The 26,188-nt window shown below is 72.1% G+C and carries 22 protein-coding genes; 6 read left to right on the top strand and 16 right to left on the bottom strand.

What is annotated here, in order from left to right:
* Positions 1-600: 600 nt before the first annotated feature.
* Genes Air01nite_RS24570 through Air01nite_RS24560 form a run of 3 tightly spaced genes read left to right on the top strand, consistent with a single transcriptional unit; the run spans position 601 to position 3,292 of the window.
* Positions 601-1,632, top strand: a complete 1,032-nt coding sequence (locus Air01nite_RS24570; protein WP_203705554.1) for a winged helix DNA-binding domain-containing protein — start codon at positions 601-603, stop codon at positions 1,630-1,632.
* Positions 1,633-1,658: 26 nt separating this feature from the next.
* On the top strand, positions 1,659-2,819 hold the full coding sequence (locus tag Air01nite_RS24565) for a hypothetical protein (protein WP_373310460.1): 1,161 nt from the start codon (positions 1,659-1,661) through the stop codon (positions 2,817-2,819).
* Positions 2,816-3,292, top strand: a complete 477-nt coding sequence (locus tag Air01nite_RS24560; protein WP_203705552.1) for an HIT family protein — start codon at positions 2,816-2,818, stop codon at positions 3,290-3,292. The genes Air01nite_RS24565 and Air01nite_RS24560 overlap by 4 nt, the downstream gene beginning before the upstream one ends.
* A 36-nt stretch (positions 3,293-3,328) precedes the next feature.
* Here Air01nite_RS24560 and Air01nite_RS24555 read toward each other — a convergent pair whose 3' ends face one another.
* The gene (locus tag Air01nite_RS24555; protein WP_203705550.1) at positions 3,329-7,045 is read right to left on the bottom strand and encodes a metallophosphoesterase; all 3,717 of its coding nucleotides are present in this window, start codon (positions 7,043-7,045) and stop codon (positions 3,329-3,331) included.
* Between the two features lie 265 nt (positions 7,046-7,310).
* Positions 7,311-8,636, bottom strand: a complete 1,326-nt coding sequence (locus Air01nite_RS24550) for an FAD-binding oxidoreductase (RefSeq protein WP_203705548.1) — start codon at positions 8,634-8,636, stop codon at positions 7,311-7,313.
* A gap of 144 nt (positions 8,637-8,780) precedes the next feature.
* On the opposite strand from Air01nite_RS24550, the gene Air01nite_RS24545 reads away from it, so the two are divergent.
* Positions 8,781-9,776 (top strand): glycoside hydrolase family 26 protein, encoded by a 996-nt coding sequence (locus tag Air01nite_RS24545; RefSeq protein ID WP_239090940.1) that lies wholly within the window; start codon positions 8,781-8,783, stop codon positions 9,774-9,776.
* 2 nt (positions 9,777-9,778) lie between these two features.
* On the opposite strand, the gene Air01nite_RS24540 is transcribed toward Air01nite_RS24545, so the two are convergent.
* From Air01nite_RS24540 to Air01nite_RS24480, 13 genes are all read right to left on the bottom strand, one after another.
* The gene (locus Air01nite_RS24540; RefSeq protein ID WP_203705547.1) at positions 9,779-10,261 is read right to left on the bottom strand and encodes a heme-degrading domain-containing protein; all 483 of its coding nucleotides are present in this window, start codon (positions 10,259-10,261) and stop codon (positions 9,779-9,781) included.
* Entirely contained in the window at positions 10,258-11,073 is an 816-nt protein-coding gene (locus tag Air01nite_RS24535) for an HpcH/HpaI aldolase/citrate lyase family protein (RefSeq protein WP_203705545.1), read from the bottom strand. Before Air01nite_RS24535 ends, Air01nite_RS24540 begins: the two co-directional genes overlap by 4 nt.
* Entirely contained in the window at positions 11,073-12,263 is a 1,191-nt protein-coding gene (locus Air01nite_RS24530) for a CaiB/BaiF CoA transferase family protein (RefSeq protein WP_203705543.1), read from the bottom strand. The genes Air01nite_RS24535 and Air01nite_RS24530 overlap by 1 nt, the downstream gene beginning before the upstream one ends.
* Positions 12,260-14,386, bottom strand: coding sequence for an alpha/beta hydrolase-fold protein (locus Air01nite_RS24525; RefSeq protein WP_203705541.1), 2,127 nt, complete (start codon positions 14,384-14,386; stop codon positions 12,260-12,262). Before Air01nite_RS24525 ends, Air01nite_RS24530 begins: the two co-directional genes overlap by 4 nt.
* 5 nt (positions 14,387-14,391) lie before the next feature.
* Positions 14,392-16,335: an SUMF1/EgtB/PvdO family nonheme iron enzyme gene (locus Air01nite_RS41255; protein ID WP_239090939.1), complete on the bottom strand. Its 1,944-nt coding sequence runs from the start codon at positions 16,333-16,335 to the stop codon at positions 14,392-14,394.
* Positions 16,332-17,243 (bottom strand): ribokinase, encoded by a 912-nt coding sequence (locus Air01nite_RS24515; RefSeq protein WP_203705540.1) that lies wholly within the window; start codon positions 17,241-17,243, stop codon positions 16,332-16,334. The genes Air01nite_RS41255 and Air01nite_RS24515 overlap by 4 nt, the downstream gene beginning before the upstream one ends.
* On the bottom strand, positions 17,240-18,556 hold the full coding sequence (locus Air01nite_RS24510; RefSeq protein ID WP_203705538.1) for an ADP-ribosylglycohydrolase family protein: 1,317 nt from the start codon (positions 18,554-18,556) through the stop codon (positions 17,240-17,242). The genes Air01nite_RS24515 and Air01nite_RS24510 overlap by 4 nt, the downstream gene beginning before the upstream one ends.
* Positions 18,553-19,689, bottom strand: a complete 1,137-nt coding sequence (locus Air01nite_RS24505; protein ID WP_203705537.1) for an ADP-ribosylglycohydrolase family protein — start codon at positions 19,687-19,689, stop codon at positions 18,553-18,555. The genes Air01nite_RS24510 and Air01nite_RS24505 overlap by 4 nt, the downstream gene beginning before the upstream one ends.
* A 2-nt stretch (positions 19,690-19,691) precedes the next feature.
* Positions 19,692-20,984, bottom strand: a complete 1,293-nt coding sequence (locus Air01nite_RS24500; protein ID WP_203705536.1) for an ABC transporter substrate-binding protein — start codon at positions 20,982-20,984, stop codon at positions 19,692-19,694.
* A 28-nt stretch (positions 20,985-21,012) separates the two neighbouring features.
* Complete coding sequence (locus Air01nite_RS24495; protein WP_203705535.1) at positions 21,013-21,852, bottom strand: carbohydrate ABC transporter permease; 840 nt, start codon at positions 21,850-21,852, stop codon at positions 21,013-21,015.
* Between the two features lies 1 nt (position 21,853).
* A complete protein-coding gene (locus tag Air01nite_RS24490) occupies positions 21,854-22,732 on the bottom strand; it encodes a carbohydrate ABC transporter permease (protein ID WP_203705534.1) in 879 nt (292 codons plus the stop codon).
* Positions 22,729-23,760 carry a LacI family DNA-binding transcriptional regulator gene (locus Air01nite_RS24485; protein ID WP_239090938.1) on the bottom strand — a complete coding sequence of 344 codons (1,032 nt, stop codon included), beginning with the start codon at positions 23,758-23,760 and terminating at the stop codon, positions 22,729-22,731. The genes Air01nite_RS24490 and Air01nite_RS24485 overlap by 4 nt, the downstream gene beginning before the upstream one ends.
* A 168-nt stretch (positions 23,761-23,928) precedes the next feature.
* Positions 23,929-24,414: a carboxymuconolactone decarboxylase family protein gene (locus Air01nite_RS24480; RefSeq protein WP_203705533.1), complete on the bottom strand. Its 486-nt coding sequence runs from the start codon at positions 24,412-24,414 to the stop codon at positions 23,929-23,931.
* Positions 24,415-24,533: 119 nt separating this feature from the next.
* Between Air01nite_RS24480 and Air01nite_RS24475 the strand changes: the two genes are divergently transcribed.
* The gene (locus Air01nite_RS24475) at positions 24,534-25,412 is read left to right on the top strand and encodes an RNA polymerase sigma-70 factor (RefSeq protein WP_203705532.1); all 879 of its coding nucleotides are present in this window, start codon (positions 24,534-24,536) and stop codon (positions 25,410-25,412) included.
* Positions 25,413-25,440: 28 nt separating this feature from the next.
* Positions 25,441-25,791 (top strand): MmcQ/YjbR family DNA-binding protein, encoded by a 351-nt coding sequence (locus Air01nite_RS24470; protein ID WP_203705531.1) that lies wholly within the window; start codon positions 25,441-25,443, stop codon positions 25,789-25,791.
* On the opposite strand, the gene Air01nite_RS24465 is transcribed toward Air01nite_RS24470, so the two are convergent.
* Positions 25,784-26,188: a cytidine deaminase family protein gene (locus Air01nite_RS24465; RefSeq protein WP_203705529.1), complete on the bottom strand. Its 405-nt coding sequence runs from the start codon at positions 26,186-26,188 to the stop codon at positions 25,784-25,786. The two genes, Air01nite_RS24470 and Air01nite_RS24465, sit on opposite strands and share 8 nt — an antisense overlap.

The raw sequence follows: 26,188 nt of genomic DNA, 5'->3' as shown, positions 1-26,188 counted from the left end.
GGCCATCCAGGTTCCGAAGAGCCATGTGGCACATCGCCAACTGTACGTAGTGATGCCGTTACATCTAGTTGTATTGATCGGCATAACCGAGCAATACTCAGCTACCTGGCCAGGGTGACTCTGTTTTTTGTCCATTTAGGAGCCCGCCATGACCCCTAAGCGCAGACTCCCCGCCTGGACCACTCGGACCCTGGCCACGGGAGCAGCGGTCGTCGGCATTCTCGCCGCGACCCTCACTGGCTCGATCATGACGTCGGCGGCATCCCACTTTTCGGCTGCGGCTGCCTCCACTGTCGTCACAAGCACCGTATGGCTCGACATCTAATAGTGCCCCGCGCCGTCTCTTCCCTGGAAGGGCCGAGCGCTATCTAATTCGATGGTGGCAGCCATCGAATCCGCTTCGACGCAGGGGTGCTGGCCGGCTCGCCCTAGCGACTATGGGCGGCGGCAACCTCGATCGAATCGACGCCTGCGGGGGCCGATTCTGGAGGTTGCCGCCGCTCACAGCTTTGTGGGGCGGCCGGTTGGCACGACAACCAGCCTCCGCGCACATCGCCACCGAGACATCAGCCACCTGGCGGATATGACACCGTGGCGGACATGACCCGCATCCTCACCGGCCGCGAGCTCAACCGGACCCTCCTGCATCGCCAGCTGCTGTTGGAACGCTCCCAGGACGATCTCCCCCGGGTGCTGGAGCGGATGGCGGGTCTACAGGCGCAATACTCACCCGCGATCTACATCGGCCTGTGGTCCCGTGCGGCCAGTGTCGAGCGCGCGACGGTCACCCGCCTCCTGCACGACCGCGAGATCATCCAGGGCACGCTGCTGCGGTCGACCATCCACGTGGTCAGCCGGCGCGACTACTGGCCCTGGTCGCTCGCCGTCCGCGACGACCGCCGCACCCAGGCGCTGCGGTCCTGGCGGGGCACACTGTCGACGGAGGAGATGGAGCAGGCCGCCGCCACCGTGCGGGTCGCGCTCGCCGACGGCCCGCTGCGGCAGCGCGAGATCGACGAGCTGATCGGCGCCAACCGGCGCAGCGGCATCGGCCTCTGGCTCGACCTCGTCCGCCAGCCACCGAGCGGCACCTGGGAGCGGCGCCGGGCCGACCTCTACGCCCTCGCCGAGGACTGGGTCGGCGCGCCCGAGGGCAGCGTCTCGGACGGGCAGGTCCTGGTCGTCCGGCGATACCTCACGGGCTTCGGCCCGGCCACCCGCAAGGAGATCGCCACCTGGGCCGGCCTGCCGGTCGCCACCGTCGGCGCGGCGCTGGCCGAGCTGGACACCACCGCCTACCGCGGCGAGGACGGCGCCGAGCTGGTCGACCTGGCCGGCGGGACGATCGTCGACGGCGACGCCGACGCGCCACCCCGCTTCCTGGCCAACTGGGACGCCGCGCTGCTCGTCCACGCACGACGGTCCGGCATCCTCCCCGAGGAGTTCCGCAAACGGATCTTCCACGTACGCGCGCCGCAGTCGTTCCCGGTCTTCCTGGTCGACGGCGCCGTGGCCGGCACGTGGAAGGCCACCGACGGCGCGCTCACCTACGACGAGTTCCGACCGCTGACCGCCACCGAGCGCGACCGGCTGCACGCGGAAGGCGAACGGCTCGCGGACTTCCACGCCTAACCCCTAAGGTCGGTCGGGTGCGAACGATCCGGGCGGCCGCCGTACCCCTGCTGCTCGTGCTGTTGATCTCCGCCTGTGGTCAGGGCTCGCCCGCGCCGAACGCCGCCGAGACGCCCGGGCAGACGCCGGGGTCACCCTCGGCGACCACCAGCGCCGCGGGCAACGACGGCATCGGCCGCGGCCCGACGCCCAAGCCACCGGCCAAACCCGCCAGCTTCGGCAACCCGGGCGGCAAGGCCACGGTGCCCGCCGAGGGCCGTGCCGAGGACACCAGCAAGCCGAACCGGAAGATCGGCACGGGTACGAAGGCGAGTTGCACGTCCGACGCGGTGGTGAAGGCGGTCGCCGCCGGCGGGGTCATCACGTTCAACTGCGGGCCCGACCCGGTCACCATCACGATGACCGCGACCGCGAAGGTGCGCAACGCCAACGGGCCGAAGATCGTGCTGGACGGCGGCGGCAAGGTGACGCTCAGCGGCGGCGGCAAGCGGCGGATCCTCTACATGAACACCTGCGACCAGGCGCAGGGCTGGACCACGAACCACTGCCAGGACCAGGACCACCCGCGGCTGACCGTGCAGAACCTGACGTTCACCGGCGGCAACTCGACGGGCGACACGACCGAGGGCGGTGGCGGCGGCGCCATCTTCGTCCGCGGTGGCCGGTTCAAGGCGGTCAACACGAAGTTCGTCGACAACAGGTGCGACGCGTCGGGCCCCGACCTCGGCGGCGCGGCGATCCGGGTGCTGAGCCAGTTCCACAACGAGCCGGTGTACGTCGTCGGCAGCACGTTCCAGGGCGGCGTGTGCTCGAACGGCGCGGCGCTGTCCAGCATCGGCGTCTCGTGGGTGGTGCTGAACAGCGTGTTCAGCAACAACAAGGCGATCGGCAGCGGCGCGAACCCGGCCCGCTCGGGCAGCCCCGGCGGCGGCAGCGGCGGCGCCATCTACCTCGACGGCAACCTGTTCACGCTGCGCATCGCCGGCTCGGTCGTGCAGAACAACACGGCCAAGGAGGGCGGCGGCGGGGTGTTCTTCGTGAGCAACGACCGCACCGGCACGATGCGCGTGGAGAACACGACCTGGACGGGCAACCGCAGCGCCGGCTTCGAGACGAGCGGCTTCCCGGGCGTCTTCTTCCTCGGCGCCCGCCCGCCGACGGTGACGGGCCCGTCGCTGAAGCGATGAGGGTCCCGTTCGACTCGGCCGCCTACGAGCAGCGGGTCCGCACGGGCCCGTGCTTCGTCTGCGCGACCCTGCGCAAGGACCCGGACCACCGACACCACATGGTGTACGAGGACGAGACCTGCGCCGCGTTCCTCAACCGCTATCCCCCGCTGCTCGGCTACACGCTGGTGGTCCCCCGCGCGCACGTGGTCGACGTGACCGGCGACCGCACGCTCTTCCGCCACGTCACCGACGTGGTCCACGACGTGGCGGAGGCGCTCAAGGAAACACTGCCGACGGAGCGGATCTACCTGATGTCGCTCGGCTCCCACCAGGGCAACGCGCACGTCCACTGGCACGTCGCTCCCCTGCCGCCCGGCGTCCCGTACCCGGAGCAGCAGTTCGCGGCCGTCATGAGCAGCCGCGGCATCCTGCCCGTGACGGACGCCGAGCAGGCCGACCTGGCCGCCCGACTGCGGCAACGGCTCGCCTGACGCCGTCGAGCGGCGTCAGGCGGCCGTTGCCGGGCGTTACTGACAGACGGCGGCTACCTGGGCGAGGGCGGCCGCGTGATTGGACTCGGCCGTGGCCAGGGTGGCCTTGGTCTCGTCGAGGTGGTCGTCGGCCTTGACGAGCTTGATCCGGTCCTGCTCGACGGCCTGGTCCGGTTTTCCACCGGCCACGCTCCTGTCGAGCTTGGCCTGTGCGTCCCGGAGCTTCTTCTGCGCCTTGTCGACGTCCTTGCCCGCCTTGTCGACGGCCTTCGCCGCCTTCTCGGCCTGTGCCCGCGCTTCGAGACAGGCCGGCGAGGGTTCGGCCGGGCCGCCGGGCGCCTGGACGACGAAGGACTTGACGATGCCGTGCCGGCCCGCATGGGTCAGCGCGGTCCAGACGGTGCCTCCCTCCGGCAGGGTGATCGGCTCGGTGTACGCGAGAGCGCCTTCGAGGCCGTCCGGTGCCGGGGCGCCGGGTGCGGTCACGAGATACGCGACGGTGTAGGTCGGGTCGGTGACCGCGGGACCGGTGCCGGCCTTGGTGAGGGTGACGACCTTGTCCGCGACCGTCCCGGCCACCTCGCTGCCGCGGAAGTCGTGGAGCACGGCGCCGCCGCCCGTGCTGCCGGTGATCACCGTGCTGCCGTTCAGCACGTAGTCGCTGCGGTAGAGCGCCGTGTTGGTGTTCGTGATCGTGCTGTCGGTGATCGTGAACAGCGGCCCGGCGTTGTAGGCGTAGATGGTGCGTGCGCCCCTGCCGCTGACGGTGGACCGGTCGATCGTGACGGTCGGGCCGGAGCCCTCGGTGACGATCACGCCCTGCGAGCCGGACATGGTGGCGTCCGACCGGATCGTCGCGCCGTCGATCCCGAGGTGCCCGTCGTCGCGGACCATGAAGAACGCCGCGAGCGCGGTGCTGTCGGCACCCTGCACGACCGTCAGGTTCGGACCGACGGCCAACCGCGCACCGTCGACGTCGAAGTAGACGTCGCCCGTCGCGGTGAGCGTGGCCGGCTCCTCGGCCGCGAGCCGGATCGCGCCGGCGTCGACCTTGATCGGGCCGCCCTTGTCGTCGGCGACCAGGTCCTGGGTGACCCAGATCGTGTCCTGGCCCCTGCCGATCTCGGCGATGCGGAAGCGCAACTCCGCGATGCTCGCCGCGCGGAACTGCTTGTCCGCCACGATCGGGTTGAGGAACCTGATCGCGGTGGTCAGGTCGGCGACGGCGGCGTCGACCTTGGTCTGTGACGTGTACGGATCGTCCAGCACGGCGTCGGCGGCGGCGACCGCGTCCGCGAGGAACTGGTGGCTGTACGGCGTGTACTTGCCGGGGTCCGGCGCGTTTCCGCCGGTCACGGTGGCGAGCAGGGCCGACAGCGCGGCCTTGTTCGTGAACGGCAACGTGTTGACCTGGCCGGAGAGGCCGGCCAGATAGGGGTACGCGACCGCGGAGGCGGTGGCCGGCTGCCAACCCCACACCGTCTCGACGTTCCAGCCGAGACCCTGGTAGGTGTCCTTGCCCGTGAGCGCGGCCTGGGTGAGCGCGCTGACGCCGCGCTGCTCGACTCTTGTGCCGGTCAGCGGCACGTCGGCCCACACGGCGTTGCCGACCACCTTCGCCTCGGGGACCGCGGCCGCGAACAGCGTGCCCGCCTTCGAGCCCGTGACGGCGCGGTTCGCCGCGACGATGCCGCCGAGCACGGCGTCGGCGGACCGCACGTCGCCGACCGCACCACCGGCGTCCGCGGTGGTGACCACCGCGCCGGCCGCGAGTCCGCGCTCGACCGTCGAGGCGCCGGAGATCGCACCGACGAGACCACCGGTGGTGGCCGCACCGTCGAGGTTCACGGTGGCGTACGAGTCCCGCACCGAGCCGCCGTCGAGCACGCCGACCAGACCACCGGCGGTGTCCTTGGCACCCTTCACGGTGCCCGCGACGTACACCTTCTCCAGGGTGCCGCCCGTGACCACGCCGGCGACGCCGCCGACCGGGCCCTCGGCGTCGCGGTAGTCGACGTCGACGAGGCCGAGGTCGCGGACGACACCGCCCGCGCCGAGCCGGCCGACGAAGCCGGTCGGCGACGGGGCACCGTCGCGCTCCCAGCCCTGGTCGTACCCCAGGTTGAGGCCGGTGATCGAGTGGCCGGCGCCGTCGAACGTTCCGGTGAAGCCCGAGCCGGCCAGGCCGAGCGGGCGGAACCCGCGCAGGTGCTTCAGGTCGATGTCCTTGGTCAACACGTAGTGCGCGTCCGGCGGAAGCTGCCCGAACCCGTCACCGACGTTGTTGCTCGCGTACATCAACTGCTCCGGTGTGCTGATCCGGTAGGTCCCGTCCACCAGCGGCGGGAAGTCCTTGTCGAGCACGGGCTCCGGAGCGGCCGGCGGCACCCAGTCCTGCAGCGAGGAGGGCAGCGACCGGGTGATCTCGACGGTGTCGTTGGCGCTGTAGACGCCGGTGCGGGGGTCGCGGCTGGTCGACTCGATGGCGATGCGCTCCGGTGAGACCGACACGGTCTGGTAGCTGGCCTCCTGGTTGTCCTTGTAGACCGCGGTGTAGTCCCCCGCGATCGCCGGGTTCCAGGTGTAGCCCTGACCGTCGCCCGCCGCGGCGCCGGTGATGTACGTCGTGCCCTGGCCATCCCCGACGACCACGTCGTCCTTCAGCGGATGGGTGCGCAGGTACATGCCGTCGTGACCGGAGATCGACAGGTCGATGCCGGCCTCGTCGAACGCCTTGGTGATCTCCAGGTAGTTCGACGGGTGCTCGCGCCGACCCAGGTACGGGCCGTGGTGATAGGCCGCGATCTTCCACTTCGCGTCCGAGGCCTGCACGACCGTCCTCAGCCAGGCCAACTGCGGCCGCAACTCGGAGAGCGTCAGTTGGTCGAAGTGGTTGAGCACGACGAACAGGGCATCGCCGTACTCGAAGTAGTAGGCGGTGTTGCGCAACGCCTTGGCTTCCTCGCCGACGGCGGTCGGCTTGCCGCCGGCCGCGCCGAAGTAGGCCGGGCCGTTCGGTGGGACGTTGGTGCGGGCCGCGAAGTTCGTGAAGTACGGGTCCGGCGACTCCCAGTCGAGGTAGCCGTCGCCGGGATTGCCCTCGTACTCGTGGTTGCCGATCGTGAAGTACGTCGGGATGCTCGCCGCCCGCGGCTGGAGTGCCTCGAAGAAGCCGTCCCACTCCTGCGACTTGTAACTGTGGTTGACCAGGTCACCGGTGAACAGCATGAACGCCGGGTCGGGCACCTCGCTGAAGGCCCGATCCATCGCCGGGACCATCGTCCGCGCGTAGCCCTCGTAGTCGTTCATCTGCGGGTCGGTGTACCAGTGGAAGGAGAACTCGTCGACCCGCTCCGCCCGGGTGGTGAACGAGGCGACCTCGCTGACCAGCGACCCACCGTCACCGACGCGGTAGACGTACTCCGTGCCCGGTGCCAGCCCGTCGACCTCGACCTTGTGTCCGTTGACCGGCTGGCTCGTGGCCACGTTGATGTCGGCCCGCTCCCAGCGGCCGGCCACCCGACTGCCGAGCTCACCTGTCGCGTCGTAGGACGCCTTGGTCGCGTACTCCAGCACCGACCCGGTGACATCCGGGTCGGTGACCCACGCGAACCGCATCGACACCGGCCCCGTTCCCTCGGGGCCGTACACCATCGAGATCTGCGACGGGACCCCCGTCGCCGGGAACGGGCTTTCCGCCGCGGCGGCGTGCGGCACGGCAACGAACGCCGACGCGGACAGGACAAGAGCCATCGAAATGGCCGCTCCCCATCCCCTGAAATGGAGCCTGGATCTAGGGGCAGACACGATTCGACTCTCCCTTGGACAAATAAGACGAGCGCCTTCCACCTTGGCTTTCGTCAAGTCCAACGGAGTCTCGAAGGAAACGCTGAACCTTCGATGAACGAAGATCACTGCGGTCGGGAACACCGTTCCGCGGCCACATGAATCGCTTTCCGCGAAACAATCAATGCGGAATCCTCCAAACTGGAAAGCGTCGCGGTCTTCGTTTCTGTCACTACCCGCGGACGTTGTGGTTGCGGGCGAACAGGTTGCCGGGGTCGTACCGACGCTTGACCCCGGAGAGCCGCCGGTGCGTCTCCGCGGGGTAGATCCCGGCGACGTCCTCCTCGGTGGCTGACGAGAGGAAGTTCGCGTAAAGACCGCTGACGTGCGGCGCCAACCTGTCCCAGATCGCCTCCAGACCCGGACGGGCGGCATCGACCACCGGCTGCGGGCCCACGGTTGTCGTGGCGACCATCAGCTCCGCACGCCGGTGCGCGAAGGCGGTCGCGTCGCTCGGAACCCGCGAGACCGCGGCGCCGACGCTCCGCACGGCGATGTACGGCGACCCCTCGGACGCACCGACCTCGGCGAGGATCCGCAGGATCTCGGGCACCTGGTCCTGGTCGACGAAAGCGCTGCGGGTCACGAGCTGGATGCCCGGCGGTGGCGCCATACCGTCCACGAGCGTCTCCGCGTACGGCGTCAGCGTGACATCGTCCTCGAGCACCGTCCCGAGCCGGCGGATCGGGTCGATCGCCCGCGCGGCCTGTGCCGGATCGTCGCCGTCGAAGGTCACGTGGATCTCGATCGGCGCCTTCGGCCCGCCGGCGAACGGGTTGGCGAAGCTGGCGATGGAGGTGAGCTCGTCGGGAGCGGCGCGCAGGTGGTCCGCCCAGCCCGCCAGCACCGCCGCCACGTCAGCGGCAGGGAAGGCGATCCGGCCGTAGAACACGTCCGTCGTCGGGTGGGCCACGAAATCGAACGCGGTCACGATGCCGAAGTTGCCGCCACCACCGCGGATCGCCCAGAACAGGTCCGGGTGCTCCGTCGCGGACGCGTACACGATCTCGCCGTCGGCGGTGACCACCTCCGCGCCGGCCACGCTGTCGAGGGCCAGGCCGAATTTCCTGACCTTCCAGCCGATGCCGCCGGTCAGCGTCAGCCCGCCGACACCGACGCTCTTGGTGTCGCCCGACGAGATCGCCAGACCGTGCGGCGCCAGCGCGGCCGCGACCTGGCCCCAGGTCGCGCCGCCGCCGATCCGCACCAGGTGGCGTTCGGCGTCGAGGACCTCCACGTCGGCGAGCTCGCCGAGGTCGATCACGACGCCGCCGTCGTTGGTGCCGAAGCCGGGAAAGCTGTGCCCGCCGCCGCGCACCGACAGCACCAGTCCGGTGCCGGCCGCGAACCGTACCCCCGTCCGCACGTCCTCGACCGTCTTGGGTCGCAGGACGCAGACCGGACTGCCCGAAGCCAGCAGCGAGCGGCTGGCCGACGCGTACTCCGCCGCGTCCGGCGCGATGACGTCGCCGCCGAACCCGTCCAACACTGAACTCATGATCTTCCCTCCGCATGATCCGACAACACACCTCCGACGAGCCGGAGCGGCGAACCGTAAGACGGCCGGAACGTGAGGTGCGTCTCGGCGCGAGCTGAGGCGGATGGGGCGAATCTGCGATCATGGTGGCGTGGGGAGTCGGACGTGCTGAGGGGTCGGCGAACCCTGACCGTGACGGTCTCCGTCGCCGCGGCTCTCGCGGCCGTCGCCTGCGGCGGCCCGAGCACGACGCCCCCACCGCCGGCCGGCGGTGGCCCGACCAGCGCCGCCGCGCCCACGCCGGACAAGCCGGTGGTGGCCGACGCCGGCGACATCCTGGGCGACCGCCCGCTGTTCGGCGTGATGCTCAAGAACCGCACGCCGCAGGCCGTCGACGCGATCGAGCGGTCGGTCGACTGCCGGCCCTCGGTGGTCAAGGTGTTCACCTCGGTGCAGGGCGGCATCTCCGCGCGGACGCTCGAGGACCTGCCCGGCACCCCGCTGCTCTCGCTCGAACCGTGGACCACGGGCCGCAACCAGCACCAACCGGAGTGGAAGCTCGGCCACACGCTCGACGGCACCTACGACGACCAGTACGCGGAGATCGCGCGCGCGGTCGTCGCGTACCGCAAGCCGATCCTGATCCGCTGGGCGCACGAGATGAACGGCCACTGGTACCCCTGGGGCACCGACAACGACAACCGCCCGGGCGAGTACCCCGCGGCCTTCCGGCGCGTGGTGAAGCTCTTCCGCGACCTCGGCGCCACCAACGCCGTGTGGGTGTGGGCGCCGAACATCGTCCGCGGCACGGCCAGCGGGACCATCAAGGAGTTCTGGCCCGGCGCGGACTACGTCGACGTGGTCGGTCCGACCGGGTATGCCATCCGCGAGTCCAGCCCGAGCGTGACCTTCCGGGACACGCTCGACCAGATCTACGCGTTGACCGACAAACCCGTCCTGCTGACCGAGGTCGGCGTCGAACCCGGCCCGCAGAAACGCGCCTGGCTCGCGGCGTTCGGCCCCTGGCTGCGGGAGAACCCGCGGATCGCGGGCTTCGTCTGGAACCAGGTCAACCGCGACGGCCGCTGGAGCTTCGACGACACCCCGGCCGACCTGGTCGCGTTCCGGACCGGCCTGGCCCGGTCCGGAGTCGCCTGCTGAGGTCAGGCGGTCAGGAAACTCTCGATGGCTTCCACCACGAGGGCGTGGTCGGCCTGCTGGGGAAGGCCGGAGACGGTGATCGTGCCGACGACACCCACGTCGCGGATCCGGATCGGGAACGAGCCGCCGTGCGGGGCGTAATCCACCGGGTCGACGCCGGCGATGACGTCGAGCGTGCGCCCCTGGGCGACCAGCCGCCGGCCGACGAGGTACGACGCCGCGCTGAAACGGTTGACCACCCGGACCTTGCGGTCGATCCAGGAGTCGTTCTCCGGCGTGGTGCCGGGCAGCGCGGCGTGGAAGAGCTGGTGCCCGTGCCGGCGGATGTCCACCGTGATCGGCAGGGTCCGCTCCCGCGCCAGCCCCACGATCAGGCTGCCGAGCCGCCACGCGTCGTCGTTGTCGAACCTGGTGAACACCAGGCGCCGTTCCTGCTCCTCCAGCTCGGCGATGAGCGCGCCGAGCTCCTCCCCTGCACCGGTCATGGTGCCGAGGGTAGGCGGGCGGCGAGATCGACGACGCGTCGGGCGGCGGCGACCATGGCGCGGTCGGCGAACCGGCCGTCGGGCAGCACGACGGTGCCGGAGTCGCGGCGTTCCGCCTCCGCGACCGCGGCCAGCAGCTCGACGGCCCGAGCGACCTCGCGCTCGGACGGCCGGAACGCGTCCACGATCACCGGCAGCTGGCGGGGGTGGATCGCCGTGCGGCCGAGGAAGCCGAGCCGGCGGCCCGCCCGACAGGAACGAGCCAGGCCGTCGGTGTCGGCGACGTCCGCGTACACCGCCATCGCCGGTGGAGGCAGGCCGGCCGCGCGGGCCGCGACCACCACCCGCCCGCGGGCCCACAGCAGGCCGTCGTCGTCGCTGACGCCGAGGTCCGAGCGCAGGTCGGCCTCGCCGAGACCGAGCGAGGCGACCCGTGGATGCGCGGACGCGATCGCGTACGCGGCCTCCAGCCCGACCGCCGACTCGACCAGCGGATGCAGCGGCACGTCGACCCGCGATGCCACCTCCACCACCGTCGCCGGCGACTCCACCTTCGGCAGCCGCAGCCCCGCCAGCCCCGGCAACCCGGCGAGCGCGGCCACGTCCGGGCCCATCTGCTCGTTGACCCGGACCTGCACCGGCACCGGTTGCGGCACGGCCAGGAACTCGGCGACCGCTTCCCGGGCGTACGCCTTCCGGCCCGCCACGACCGCGTCCTCGAGGTCGAGGATCACGGAGTCGGCGCCCGACGCCACCGCCTTGGCGAACCGGTCCGGCCGGTCCCCCGGCACGTAGAGCCAGGTCAACAGCATCAGATCACGCCTCGGGTACGCAGGGCGGCCAGCTCGTCGGCGGCGTAGCCGAGCTTGCCGAGCACGTCGTCGGTGTCCTGGCCGTGCCGGCGCCCGGCGTGCCGGATCTCGCCCGGCGTGCCGGAGAGCCGGAACGGCACGTTCTGCATCCGCACCTCGCCCAGCTCCTCGTCGGGGACGGTGTGGACGGTGCCGAGGGCGGCGTACTGCGGGTCGGCGACGATGTCCCGCACGTCGTAAACCGGCGCCACCGCCGCCTGCGCCGCCTCGAACGCGGCGACCACCTCGTCGCGGCCGCGTTCGGCCACCCAGGCACCCACCGCGGCGTCCAGCTCGTCCGCGTGCGCGGCCCGGCCGCTGCCCGTGGCGAACCACGGCTCGTCGACCAGCTCCGGACGCCCGACCAGGCGCAGCACCCGCTCGGCGATGCTCTGCGCGCTGGTCGACACCGCGACCCAGCGGCCATCGGCGCACCGGTAGGTGTTGCGCGGCGCGTTGTTGTTGGAGCGGTTGCCGAGCCGCGGCTGGACGTACCCGATCTGGTCGTACCAGGTGATCTGCGGCCCGAGCATCGCCATGATCGGCTCGATGATGGCCAGGTCGACCACCTGCCCGGTGCCACCGCCGGCGTCGCGGGCACGCAGGGCCAGCATCACCGCGTACGCCGTGGCCAGCGCGGCCACCGAGTCGGCCAGCCCGAACGGCGGCAGCGTCGGCGGGCCGTCGGGTTCGCCGGTCGCGGCCGCGAAGCCGCTCATCGCCTCGGCGAGGGTGCCGAACCCGGGCCGGCGCGCGTAGGGGCCGACCTGGCCGAACCCGCTGATCCGGGCGATCACGAGCCCGGGGTTGACCGCGTGCAGCTCGGCCGGGCCGAGACCCCACCGCTCGAGCGTGCCAGGGCGGAAGTTCTCCACCAGCACGTCGGCGTCGGCGACGAGCCGCCGCAGCACCTCGGCACCGTCCGGATCGGACAGGTTCAGGGTGACGGTCCGCTTGTTGCGGCCCAGCACCTTCCACCACAGGCCCACGCCGTCCTTGGCCGGGCCGTGCCCGCGCGCCGGGTCCGGCTTCGCCGGATGCTCCACCTTGACCACGTCGGCGCCGAAGTCACCGAGGAACGCCGCCGCGAGCGGCCCGGCGAACAGGGTGGCCAGGTCGACGACCTTCACGCCGGCCAGTGGCGCCGTCATGGAGTCCCCTTCACCGGGTCGACGGTGGCGAGGAAGACGTCACCGCTGCCGAGGGCACCGCCGGCGGTGAAGCCGGTGACCAGCAGCCGGCCATCGGCGGCGCGGGTCGCGTAGACGTTCTCCTCGCCGAACGGGTCGGCCGCGTCGTCGCGGGCGCTGCCGAACTGCGCCACGCCCAACTGCTTGCCCCGCCGGTCGAGCCGCAGCGTGAGCACGTCGGCGCCACCGACCGGCAGACCGAGCGTGCTGCTGGTGAAGCCCACCACCGTGACGGACCCGTCGGCGGCCGGCACCACCTCGGCGCCCGCGTCGGTGCCGCGGCCCCCGGTCACGGCCCGCCAGCGCTCCTTGCCGGCCTTGGTGAACGCCACGGTCAGCGCGTCCGTGCCGCCGGCACCGCCGGTCGACCCGGTGGCCACCGCCAGCCCGTCAGAGGTGATCGCGACACCACCGAGCAGGTCGTCGCCGTCCCCACCGACCGCGGTCACCCAGTTCCGGTTGCCGTCGAGCCCGTAATGGGCCAGCCAGCCGTCGAGCCCGCCGAGCGATGTCGTGCCCGGCATGGCGGCCGAGGTGCTGCCCGCCACGTAGACGCCCTTCGCGTCGACCGCGACCGCGAGCGCCTTGTCCTCACCGGGGCCGCCGAGCTGCCGGCTCCACACGATCCGGCCGTCCGACGCGACCCGGGCCAGCACCGCGTCCTTGTCTCCGGCCGAGGCCTCGCCCGCGAACGACCCGCTGGTGTATCCGGCGACGAAGGCACCGCCGTCCGGGGCCGGCGCGAGCGCGTAGAACCGGTCCGCCTTGGCGGGATCGCCGGCCTGGGTGAGCCACGCGCGCTGCCCGTCGGCGGTCAGCCGGGTCACGAAGCCGTCGTCGGCCGGACTGCCCGGATGTGCGCCGTCGAGGTCGCCACGGGAGTAGCCGGCCGCGAGCACCCCACCATCATCCAGCGGGACGACGCCGTAGAGCCGGTCATTGGCCGGCGTGCCGAACTGCGTCGTCCACCCACCGATCCGGCTCACCACCGCGTCCAGCCCACCGGCGTACTGCTGGCCCGCCACCGGACCCGACGCGGCGTAACCGATGGTCGTGGCGCCGTCGGGGTGCGCGGCGACGCCGCCGGCCCAGTCCTGACTCGCGGTCCCGTGCGGCGGGCCGGGCAGCCCGGCCGGCGGCGTCGCGCTCAACGTGCCCGCCAGGTGCGTGAGACCGTCCACGAAGGCCGGCCGCCACACGTCCCAGTCGTGCCCGCCGTCGATCACCCGGAACTCGGCCGCCACCCCGTCGGCCCGGCGCACGTTGTTGTAGAGCGTCGCGGCCTCGTAGTCCAGGTCGTGCGCCGCGTCGGCCGGGTCCGGGTTGGCCCACTCGTCGTCGCCGACGGCGATGTACATCCGCACCGGCAGATCAGGGTCCCGCCCGGTCAGCAGGGCCGGATAGTTGAGCCGCCGGTAGACCTCGTCGGAGAACTTCTCCGCGCCCGCGCCGAACGCGCCGAACTCCCGCGCCGACGAGTCGGCCGGCGGCAGCGGGTTGTAGACCGCCGGGCTGAGCACCAGCGCGTTGGCGAACAGGTCCGAGTGGGCCAGGGCGTAGCGCAGCGCGCCGGCACCGCCCATCGAGTAGCCGCCGACGAGCCGGGCGCCGCGGTGCGCGGCCGTGCGGTAGGTGGCGTCCACATGCGACACCAGATCCACGGTGAAGGCCGTCTCCACCGGACGCCCCGGGTCGTCGGCGCCGGTGTAGGCGGAGTCCACGTAGTAGTTGCCGCGGCTGCTCCACGGCGCGTCGGGCAGCACCGCGATCACCGGCGGCACGGTCTTGTCGGAGATCATCCGGTCGAGGTCGGCCTTGACCCGCGTCCACGCCTGCATCGTGTCGCCGCGCCCGTGCAACAGGTAGAGCACCGGGTAGCGGGTCGCGCCCGCCGGGTCGTAGCCGTAGGGCAGGTAGACGGTGTAGTCGATGGTGCCGCCCAGCGCCGCGGACGGCGCGCTGGCGGTGGTCAGGGTGCCCGCACGGACGCGTTCCGCGCCGGCCGTGCCGGGCACCGCGCCGGCCAGGCCGAGCGCGAGAAGAACGGCGGCCGCGCCGCCACCGAACCGCCTGCCTCTAACCATCAGGGTCACTCCTCGGGGGTTGGGAGGTCGGCCGCGCAGCGGAAGCCGACCTGGTCGGAGCGGGTAAGTCCAGCGCCGGTGAGCAGCAGCTTCACCGAGACGTCGGCCGGTTGCGGTCCGCCGTCGAAATACCAGTCGGAACCCTGCGCCTGGTACGCGGAGCCGCCCTTGAGGATCACGAAGCGGGTACGCCCGTCCGTGTGCTCGCTCTCGGTCAGGTTCCACACCAGCGGCTCCCGGCGAACCAGCAGCCCCGCCGAGGCGGCGACCTGCCACTCGTCCTCGGTCGGCAGCCGCAGCCCGGCCCAGGCCGCGTAGGCCCGGGCGTCGGCGAGGTCCACCCCCGTGACCGGCGCGTCGGCCGGCCCCTGTCCGGCGGTGAACCGCTCCGCCCGCACCGGCCGGTAACCGGTGGCGCGGCGGAACTCGGCGTACTCGCCGTGGGTCACCTCGTGCGTGGCGATCGCGAACCGGCCGAGCCGCACACTGCGCCGCAGCGTCGCGGTGTGGTGCAGGCGGGGCGGCAGCGGCTTCCACTCGTCGACGTACGGCGTCTCGCCATAGAGCCCGGTCTCCCGGACCCGGTGCCGGACGACCAGGTCGTGCGTGCCGCCGGCCACCGCGACCAGCCCCGCCGGAACCTCCGCCAATGGCGCCCACGGGGTGCGCGTGCGCACCGCGGCCCGCGCCGGGAACGACGGGTCGCCGGTCGGCGGCTCGTGTCGCTCGACCTCCGCCTCGGTGACCGCCACGGCTGCGATCGCACCGGCCGGCAACGGCCCGCCCACGGTGACCCGGCCGTCGCCCAGGTCGGTGACCGTCAGCGCGGCGCCGGTGACCAGGTCGACGAACCGGCCGTGGCGCGTGGTCACCAGCCACGGCCCGTCGTGGTCGCCGCCCCGGTTCACCACCGTCCACAGCGGAGTGTCGTCGTGCGTCCAGCGCGACGCGTACACCTGGCCGGTGCCGGGATGGTCGGCCAGCGGCACCCAGTCCGCGGACCGCAACCAGGCCGCGTGGCTGGTCTGCACGCGGCGCATCGCCCGCAGCACCGCGCGGTCCCGCTCGTTCCAGCCGACCCAGACGCCGAACACGCTCTCCCAGACCAGCACGCCGACGCCGTTGAGCCAGGCGGAGTGCAGCTCGTCGAGGTGATCACGGTGCCAGCGACGGGTGTGGTGCAGCATGTGCCGGCGCTCGAACCACTTCGCCCGCAGCACCCCGGGCACGGCCGAGTCGGCGAACCACTGCGCCCACGACATCGCGTGGTCCTCGATCCGGGCCAGCGGCACCCGGCTCTCCCCCTCCAGCACCAGGCCGGGCCGCACCTCGTCGAGCGCGGCCCGCAGCGGGCCGGCGCCCTCCTTGAGGGTGTCCAGGAAGACGCCGTCGACGCCGAGCCTGCCGGCCAGCGCGGCGACCTCCTCGGCATCGCTGCCCGGTTCGCGGCGGGTGCCGGTGTCCCACGGGTTGTAGTCGACGAACACCCGCACACCGCGGTCCTGGAACGCCCGGACCACCTCGGACAGCTCGGGCACGTCGCGGTACCAGTCGAACTGGTTGCGGTCGTCGAGACCGATCACCGGGTACGCGTGCCAGAGCACCACCCCGTCGAACCCGCCGAAGTCCCGCCCGGCCGCGTCGAGGAACGCGTCGACGGTGAACACGCCCCGGTCGTGGTCGTAGAGCGTCTCGTCCCAGAGCCAGGCCAGGCACACCGTGAAGCAGTCGCCGGCGATCTCGTCGTAGTGCGACCCGGTGTAGCCGAGCCGGGCCTGCGCGTCGGCCCGCCACGCCGCCAGCCGGGCACGCCAGGCGGGCCAGTCGGCCGGGTCGTCCGGCGCGGCGAAGATCTTCGCCTCGTCCAGGTCGGTCAGCGCGGCGTGCTGGGACAGCGACACGTCCGTGGGCAGGTCGATCGGGCGCGGGACGTACGGGTTGAAGCTCACGGTGTTCCTCGGTAGGTCGCGTCGTGCAGGGCGTCGATGGCGGCCCGGTCGGGCAGCGCGGAGGAGGCGCCGGGGCGCTGTGCGCAGGCGGCGCCGGCGGCACACGCCCAGCGCAGGATTGACTCGACGTCGGCGCCGCCGCGCTCGGCCCAGCCGACCGCCAGCGCGCCGGTGAACGCGTCGCCGGCCGCCGTGGTGTCCACCGCCTCGATCCGCGGGGCGGGAACCCTGAGCCTCAGGCCATCACGGTCGGCGTAGGCCGCGCCGCGGGCGCCCAGCGTGAGCACCACCCGGGGCACGAGCTTCAGCAGCGCGTCGAGGGGCTGGCCGTCGTCGACCCCGGCGACCACCGTCGCCTCGTGCTCGTTGACGACCAGCAGGTCGACCAGGTCCAACAGCTCGCCCGGCAGCGTCGCGGCCGGTGCGGCGTTGAGGACCACGGTGGTGCCAGCGGCCCGGGCCGCGCCGGCCGCGGCGACCACGGTGGGCAGCGGCACCTCGAGCTGGAGCAGCAGCACGTCCGCGGCGGCGATGGCGGCCCGGTCGTCGGCGTGCAGGTCGGTCAGGGCACCGTTCGCGCCCGGCGCGACGACGATGAAGTTCTCGGCCGCGCCGTCGACGGCGATCAGCGCCACGCCGGACGGGCCGGCCACGGTGCGCAGTCCGCGCACACCGACCCCCGCGCCGGCCAGGCTGTCCCGCAGCACAGGCGCGAACTCGTCGGAGCCGACGGCGCCGACGAACTCGACCGCCGCCCCGGCCCGCGCCGCGGCGACGGCCTGGTTGGCGCCCTTGCCGCCGGGGACGGTGCGGAAGTTCTCGCCGAGGACCGTCTCGCCGGGCCGCGGCAGCCGCGGCGTGGTCACGACCAGGTCCAGGTTGGTGCTGCCCACCACGACGACGCTCATGCGGCCAACCTCCGGGTGCGCGCGGCCAGTTCGTCGAAGCCGATGCCGTCGAAACCGGCGATGCTGCTGGCCAGCCGGTTGTGCAGCGGGACGACCCAGCGCTCGGGCAGGGCCTCGGCGCCGGTCAGGGCACCGGTGACCGCGCCGACGGTGGCGCCGGTCGAGTCCGTGTCCCAGCCGCCGCTGACCACGGCACAGATCGACCGTTCGAAGTCACCCCGGCCGTAGGCGAGGGCGGCGGCCACCAGGGCGGCGTTGTTGCGCACGTGCACCCAGTGCAGGTGACCGTGGCGGGCGCAGAGCTCGTCCACGACGCGCTCCCAGTCGCCGGCGCCTGTGCCGAGCGCCCGTGCGTCGCGCACGGTGCGAGCGAACCGGCTGGCCGGCGGCAGCACCGCCTCCGCCGCGTCGAGCACCTGGTCCACATCGGACGCGACCGGTGCGGCGGCGGCCAGGGCGGCCGCCCACATGGCGCCGTGCACCCCGGCGCCGACGTGGCTGACGACGGCGTCCCGCCGGGCCAGCTCGGCGGCGCGGTCGGGCCGGCCGGGGTTGACCCAGCCGTACACGTCGGTCCGGATCTGCGCCCCGATCCACTCCCGGAACGGGTTGTGCCGCCGGGCACTCTCCGGTGGCGCGTAGCCGAGGAGCAGGTTGCGGTACGCCACCCGTTCGGCGGTGAAGACCCGGCCGCCGGGCAGCCAGTCCAGCCACGCCTGCGCCACGTCGTCGCTGGTGAACCCGCGCCCGTGCGTCTCCAGCACCCGCAGCGCGAGCAGCGCGTAGTTGAGGTCGTCGTCCTCGGGCATGCCGGCGATGTTCTCGGCGAGGCTGGTCGGCGCGCTGCGCCGGTTCCACGGCCAGCGCGCGGCGACCTCGTCCGGCAGTCCCTTGGCGGTGAACCAGTCCCGCAACGGCCAGCGACCGGTCGCGGTGAGGATCTCGCGGATGCCGTCGCGCGGGATCTTCTCCACCGGCTTGCCGAGCAGGCAGCCGACGGCCCGCCCCAGCCAGGCGCCGTGCAGCCGGTCGTGGGTGACGGAGACGGGCAGGGACCATCTCTCCGGCAACCCCGCCAGGTCGTCGGCTTCGGCGGCGGCGGGCAGCGCGTCGGCGGCGTCGAGCAGCTCCACCGCCAGGGCTCGCAGGGCCGGCGGCGCCGGCTCGGGCGACGCTCCGGTCACCGGTGCCGCCAACGAGCCACCCGCCGCCGTCCACCGCCGCTCGAGCGCCGACACATCGCGCCCCTCGTCGCGACTGGCGGCGAACTCGTGCGGCAGCAGGTCCTCGGGCTGCACCCAGGTGATCCTCAACGGGAAAGCTCCGCGAACCGCTCGGCCCGCCGCGCGAACCGGGCCTGGTCCCGTTCGAAGATCTCGGTGGCCACCCGCGCCAGCTCCGCCGCCGGCGCCACGAGGTCGGTCTTCGACGCGGTGGCGACCGCCGAGGACCAATCCGCGGGCACGGCATCAGCCCCGCCGAGGGCTCCCGCGATCGCACCGGCCATGGTCGCGGTGGAGTCCGCGTCCCGCCCATAGTTGACCGCGCCGAGCACCGCCGGGCGGAACTCGCCCCCGGCCACCACGAGCATGCCGATCGCGACCGGCAGCTCCTCGATCGCGTGCAACCGGCTCGGCCGGCGGGCGCCGAGGCCGGGGTTGCGGTAGTCCTCGCCCACCGTGTCGAACGGCGCGACCGCGGCCCGCAACGCGGGGATCGCGGCGCGCCAGTCGTCGTGCCCCCGGGCCTCCTTGACCACCGCGTCGACGGCCGCACGCGTGCCGTCGCGGGCCAGGTCGAGCGCCGCCGCGACGACGTCCTCGACGCCCGCGCCCGGGGTGGCGGCCGCGGCGACCGCGGCGGCGAACACCGCCGCGGCCTCCCGGCCGTAGCTGTGCTGGTGCGCACCGGTCAGCTCGATCGCCTCGGCGTGCGCCCCGGCCGGGTCGCCCGCGTTGACGATGCCGACCGGTGCCATGTACATGGCCGCGCCACAGTTGACGATGTTGCCGACCCCGGCCTCGCGCGGGTCCGCGTGTGCGTGGTGCAGGCGGGTGACCAGCCACCGCTCGGCGGCCGCGAGCCGGTGGAAGGTCACCCCGTCCCGCTCCAGGTCGGGGATGTGCACCACCCGCTCGATCAGATCGGGGACCAGCAGCTCCGCCACGTCGAACGCGTCGAGGTGGTCCCGTTTGGCCGCGTACGCGCGCACCAGGGCATGGGTCATCAACGTGTCGTCGGTGATGTGCCCGTCGCCCTTGTGGTACGGCGCCAATGGCCGCGCGGTGGCCCAGTCGGCGTGGTACGGGGGCACGATGCCCTCGACCCAGCCACCGAACCGGGCTCGGATCTGCTCCGGCAGGGCCGTCTCGGTGGCGCCGCCGAGGGCGTCACCGACCGCGGCACCGACCAGAGCACCGACCGATGTGTCGAGCAAGAGTGACATTGTTACCTCAGAACCTGCTTGCCACCGTCGACCAGCTGGCTCGCGAGCTGGTCCAAGGTGATCTTGTTGGCGAAGTACTGCTGGAGGGCCGGTGTGGCGTACTTGGTCTTCCACTCCGGGTAGCCGTCGGCCATCTGGAACGGTGCGACGGTCAGGTCCGCGGCGCTGTCCGCGGCCACGTCCCAGCCCTGCTCGCCCTTGGTGAGCTTGACCAGCTCCTCGTTGGCCTGCTTGCCGGTCGGCACCAGCCAGTCACCCTTGGCCAGCGCGGCCATGTTGGTCGGGTTGAGGAAGTAGGCCAGGAACTGGGCGGCCTGCTCCTTGTGCTTGGAGTCCTCGGAGATCGACAGCGTCTGCGGGTTGGCCGCCTGCTTGCTCGACAGGCCCTTCACCGGCGGCAGCGTGACCCACTCGAACCCGGCCGGCGCCTGCTCGACCATCTGCTGGCGCAGGGAGACCGAGCCGGGCAGCATCGCGTACTTGCCGCCGAAGAAGCCCGGCAGCGTGTCGGCGCCGCTCATGCCGAGTGCCTCGGGCGACGCGGTCTTCGCCGTGTAGATCATGTCGTGGATCCGCTTCGGCACCTCCTTCTCCGCGTCACCGATCTTGACCTCGGTCTTGCCGCCGTCGGTGTAGAAGAACTTGCCGTCGTAGTTGAGTGCCAGGTTCAGCACCCGGTTGGTCGGCGACTTGAGCGCCCAGGCGACGCCGAACTGGCCGGGCTTGGTCAGCTTCTGCGCGTTGGCCTGGAACTCGTCCCAGGTCCAGCCGCCGTCGGCCGCGGGCACCGTGACGCCGGCCGCGTCGAGCAGCTTCTTGTTGGCGATGACGACCTGCGACTCGAGCAGGAACGGCACGCCGGTGACCTTGCCGTCGAACGTGGCCGTGTCCCAGACGCCCTGGTCGATCTGGCCCTTGAGGTCGGCGGGGATCAGGCCGGAGAGGTCGGCCAGGTAGCCCTGCTTGCTGAACTCGCCGATCGCCGAGGCCTCGTAGTGGACGATGTCGGGGGCGTCGCCGCCCTCGAACGAGGTCAGCAACTGGTCGTGCACCGAGTTCCAGTCACCCTGGACGTACTCGACCTGGATGTCGGGGTGCTCGGAGTTCCACTTGGCCACTAGGTCCTTGTTGGCCTGCAGCGACTCCTTCTGCCAGGCCAGGCTGAGGAAGCGCAGCTTGACCGGGCCGGCCGTGGCCTCGGACTCGCCGCCGTCGCCGCAGGCGGCGAGCGCGCCGAGGCCGACGACGGCGACCGCGGCGGCCGCGGCCAGTCGACGGAACCTTCTGGGGATCATCAGGGGTGTACCTCCTTGGTGAGGGTGGTCAGCCTTTGACCGCGCCGGCGAGCGACCCGGACGACAGGCGGCGTTGCATGAAGGCGAAAAAGATCAGGCTCGGCAGCGTGGCGAGCAGCGAACCCGCCGCCAGCGGCCCGAGGCGGGCGGTGCCCTCGATGCCGACGAACCGGGCCAGCGCGACGGGCAGCGTCTGCAGCTCCGGGGTCTTGATCAGCACCAGGGCGAAGAAGAACTCGTTCCAGGCGGAGATGAAGGAGAACAGCGCGGTCGCCACCAGGCCCGGTGCCAGCAGCGGGAAGACGACGCGGCGCAGCACCTGCAGGCGGCCGGCGCCGTCGACCGACGCCGCCTCCTCCAGCTCGCGCGGGATGTTGCGGACGAAGCCCTGCAGCATCCAGAGCGCGAACGGCAGCGCCCAGACCACGTAGATCAGCACCAGGCCGGCGTGCGAGTTGGCCAGGCCGGCCTGCCGCAGCACCAGGAAGATCGGGATGATCAGCAGGACGAACGGGAAGAGCTGCGAGAGCAGCACCCAGCCGAGCGCGACGGTCCCGAGCTTGGATTTGAAGCGGGCCAGCGCGTACGACGCGGGCATGGCGACCAGCACGGTCAGCACCGCCGAGGCCAGCGAGACCTGGAGGCTGTTCCACGCCGCCCGGCCGAGCTCCTGCTCGGTGAACGCCTGCACGAAGTTCTGCAGCGTCGGGCTGCTGGGAATCAGCGAGGGGTGCAGCTGGACCAGCTCGCGCGGCGGCTTGAAGGCCGTCGACAGCAGCCAGACGAGCGGGAACCCGAGGAAGATCAGGTAGCCGGCGAGGGCCAGGTATTGCAGCACCCGACCGGTGCGGCTCGGTTTGCCCAGCATGTCAGTTCGCCTCCCGCAGCCGGCGACGGAGATAGACGGCGAGCAGCGCCACGATGATCACGACCATCACGTTGCCGAGGGCGGCGGCGTACCCGTAGTTGCCGTAGCGGAACGCCTCCTCGTACGCGAAGAGCATCGGCAACATCGTCTTGCCGCCCGGGCCGCCCGCGGTCAGCACGTAGACCAGCCCGAACGAGTTGAAGTTCCAGATGAAGTCCAGCGAGGTGATCGCCACGATCACCGGCATCAGCGCCGGCAGCGTGACGTGCCGGAACCGGTGCCAGGTGCTGGCTCCGTCGACCGCCGCCGCCTCGTGCAACTCGCGGGCGACGCCCTGCAGGCCGGCGAGCAGCACGACGGTCGTCTGCGGCATGCCCGCCCAGACACCGACGATGATCACGGCGGGCAGCGCGGTGCTGAAGTCGCCGAGCCAGTTCGCCCGCAGGCCGTCGGCGCCGATCCGGTAGAAGAACTCGTTGAGCAGACCCGCGTCCGGGTGGTAGACGAGCTTCCAGAGGATGCCGACGACAACCGGCGGCATCGCCCACGGCACGACCGCCAGCACCCGGGCCACCCCGCGGAACCGGAGCTGCTGGTTGAGCAGCAGCGCGAGCCCGAGGGCGAGCACGAACTGGAGCACGGTCACGCCGAACGCCCACAGCAGACCAATCTTGAACGAGTTCCAGAACAGGTCGTCGGTCAGCAGTTCCTTGTAGTTGTCGAGCCCCGTGAAGTTGGCCTCGACGTTGCGCCCCGCGCGGGCGTCGGTGAAGCCGAGGTAGATGCCCCGCAGCAGCGGGAACACCGAGAGCACGAGCACCGGCAGCAGGGACGGCAGCAGGAGCAGGTAGATCGTGGTGCGGTCGGAGCGGCGGGTCATGTCGGCACCTCGCTGGAGGCGCGGACCACGAGGTTGGGTGCGACCTGCGCGCGGCGCGGGGGCAGGCTCGGGTCGTCGATGCGCTGCAGCAGCAGTTCGGCGGCGCGGCGACCACGTTCGGCCGAGCCGAGCGAGACGCTGGAGAGCTGGGGAAACATCATCCGGGCGAGCTCGGTGTCGTCCATGCCGACCAGTGCCACGTCGGTCGGCACGCGCCGACCGTGCGCCAGCAGCGTGTGCAGCGCGCCGACCGCGATCAGGTCGTTGGCGCAGACCAGGGCGTCGGGTGCGGCCCGGGCGAGCAGCCGTTCGGTGGCGGCGCGGCCCGCGGCGTACTGGAAGTCGCCGATCTCGACCAGGTTCTCGTCGAGCGTGATGCCGTGCCGGGCCAGCGCGGCCCGGAAGCCGGCGTCACGGGCGGCGCCCGGCACCGTGTCGAGCGGGCCGTTGACGAAGCCGATCCGGCGCCGGCCGGTGGCCACGAGATGGTCGACGGCCAGCGCGATGCCGGTCCGCGAGTCGGTGCGGACGTTGTCGACCGGCGCGTCCTCGGCGAGCTGACCGACGACCACCACCGGCACCGGGCTGTCCGTGACGGCGGCCAGGTGGTCGGCGGTGACGCGGATCGGCGAGATGATCATCCCGTCCACGTAGCGGTGGGCGAGCCGGCGCAGCAGCGCGGTCTCGTTGTCGATCCGCCCGCCGGTGGCGTGCACGAGCAGTTGCCGGCCCGATCCCGCGACCACGGCTTCGATCGCGCGCATCATCTCGACGTAGACCGGGTTGCCGATGTCCTCGACGGCGAGCGCGACCAACCCGGTGCGTTGGGACTGGAGCGACCGGGCGATCGCGTTGGGCACGTAGCCGACCTCGGCCGCGGCGGCACGCACCTTGCGGACGGTCTCGGGGCTGCCGCCGACCCCGTTGAGCACCCGGGACGCGGACGCGATGGAGACACCGGCGCGCGCGGCGACGGTGTGCACCGTCGGTCGCCCGTCGGCTGGCTCCTGTAAACGTTTACGACCCACGCCCTGGACCTCCACCCGAATGCTGTAAACGTTTTCGGGAGTCTGCGCCGCGATCAGCGCGAAGGTCAAGAGCCGTTACGAATACGTTTCCGATTGCGACACAAACCCAGCAGCGGGTGTCGCGGCGACCACGGTCCGTCGACCGTCGGCGCCGCGACACCCAACCGGTCAGAGCTGGAGCGAGGCGAGCATGCCCGGTTCGTACGAACCACCCTGGACGCGGGCGATCACGTTCATCCGGTTGGCCGCGTTGACCATGCTGACCACGCAGAGCAGCGTCGCGACCTGGTCGTCGTCGAAGTGCGCGCACAACGCCGCCCAGGTCTCGTCGGAGACACCCCCGTGTGCGTCCGCGAGCCGGGTGGCCTCCTCGGCCAGCTCCAACGCCGCCCGCTCGGCCGCGGTGTACACGGTGGTCTCGCGCCAGGCCGCCACCAGAGCCAGCCGGACCGCGGTCTCGCCGTCGGCCGCGGCGTCCTTGGCGTGCATGTCGACGCAGAGACCGCAGCCGTTGATCTGGCTGACCCGCAGCTCGACCAGATGCCGGACGGCCTTCGGCAGCGTCGACCCGTCGAGGGCGAGCGCGGTGTTGTAGAACCGCTTGGCGACCTTCGCGCCGGTCGGGGTCTCGAAGAGGTTGATACGGGGTTCCATGACCACTCCTGTCTCGTGCGGTGACGAACACGAGATGCCGTCGACCGGATCCCCGTGACGGCCAGGGGCTGTGGCGAGCGACACCGTCACAATGCGGCGGCGGCCGGCGTCGGTTGTGCATGGACTCCGCCACCGAAACGTTCCTCGCCCACCGCAACCTGCTGTTCACCGTCGCCTACGAACTGCTCGGCTCGGCCACCGACGCCGAGGACGTCCTGCAGGAGACCTGGTTGCGCTGGACGACCGTGGAGCTGGACACCGTGCGGGACCGGCGTGCGTACCTGGTCCGGATGACGACCCGCCAGGCACTGAGCCGGCTGCGCGCGCTCCGCCGGCGCAAGGAGACCTACGTCGGCACCTGGTTGCCCGAACCTCTGCTGACCGCGCCCGACGTGGCCGACGACGTCGAGTTGGCCGAGAGCGTCTCCATGGCGATGCTGCTGATCCTAGAGACCCTGACCCCGACCGAGCGGGCGGTGTTCGTGCTCCGCGAGGTGTTCGACCTGGACTACGACGAGATCGCCGAGGCCGTCGACAAGACACCGGCGGCGGTGCGTCAGGTCGCACACCGGGCCCGGTCACACGTGACCGCCCGTCGCCCACGCGGTGTGGCCTCCCCCGCCGACACCGGCCGCGCCCTCGAGGCCTTCCGCCGGGCGGTCGAGACCGGCGATCTGCAGGGCCTGCTCGACCAGCTCGCGCCGGACGTCGTCCTGCTCGGTGACGGCGGCGGGATCAGGCAGGCGGCGGCACACCCCGTTGTCGGTGCGGACAACGTCGCCCGACTGCTCGGGCACGGGCTGCGCAGGCTCGGCGGCGCGGCGCAGGTCGAGCTGGCCCAGATCAACGGCGGTCCGGCCTTGATCTTCCGCCTCGACGGCGAGCTCGACGGGATCGTGGCGATGCGGCTGGACGACGGCCTCATCACCGGCCTGTACGCCGTCCGCAACCCGGAGAAGCTGTCCCGCGTGGAGCGCGCGACCGCGGTGAGCCGCTGACCTGCCCCGAGCGGGTTATGGTGACCGCATGACCCTGGCCGACCTCGTCGAGTACTGCCTGGCCAAGCCGGGTGCGTGGCCGGACGAGCCGTGGGAGGGCGACCAGGTCGCCAAGGTCGGTGGCAAGATCTTCGCGTTCCTCGGCGCCGGCCCGCCACCGACCGTCGGGCTCAAGTGCGGCGCGAATCGCGAGATGGCCGACGAATGGCTCGCCCGTTACCCGGACTCCGCGCGCGTGATGGCCTACATCGGACGGTCCGGTTGGAACACGCTCACGGTCGGCACCGGCATCCCCGACGACGAGATCCTGGAAGCGATCGACGCCTCCTACGACGCCGTCGTCGCCAAACTGCCCAAGCGCGAGCGCCCCGCTAGTTGAGCGGCTGCGGCCACTCGTGGTCCGGCAGCAGGTCGCGCAGCGGTGACCAGCGGTTCATGCCCAGCACCACCTCGGTGTCGAGGTTGGCCGGGTGCAGCTGGCGGATGAACTCGCGGCAGCGGCCGCACGGTGGCAGCACGTAGATCCGGTCGTCACGCTCGTCGCGCCAGACCGCCACGATCCGGGCGATCCGCTCCTCGCCCGCGGTGACCATCGCGGCGATCGCGCTCGCCTCGGCGCAGAAGCCCGTGCCGCACGCGGTGTCGATGCAGACACCGACGTAGCGGTTGCCGTCCTCCGTCAGCAGCGCGGCGCCGACGTCGCCGACGAGCCGGCCCTGGACCCGGCGCGGCGCGACCACCGCCAACGCCGCCGCGATCAACTCCTCGAAGTCCAT

It is taken from the genome of Asanoa iriomotensis (genome assembly GCF_016862515.1).
Lineage (GTDB): Bacteria > Actinomycetota > Actinomycetes > Mycobacteriales > Micromonosporaceae > Asanoa > Asanoa iriomotensis.
This window is presented reverse-complemented; position numbering and strand designations above follow the sequence as displayed.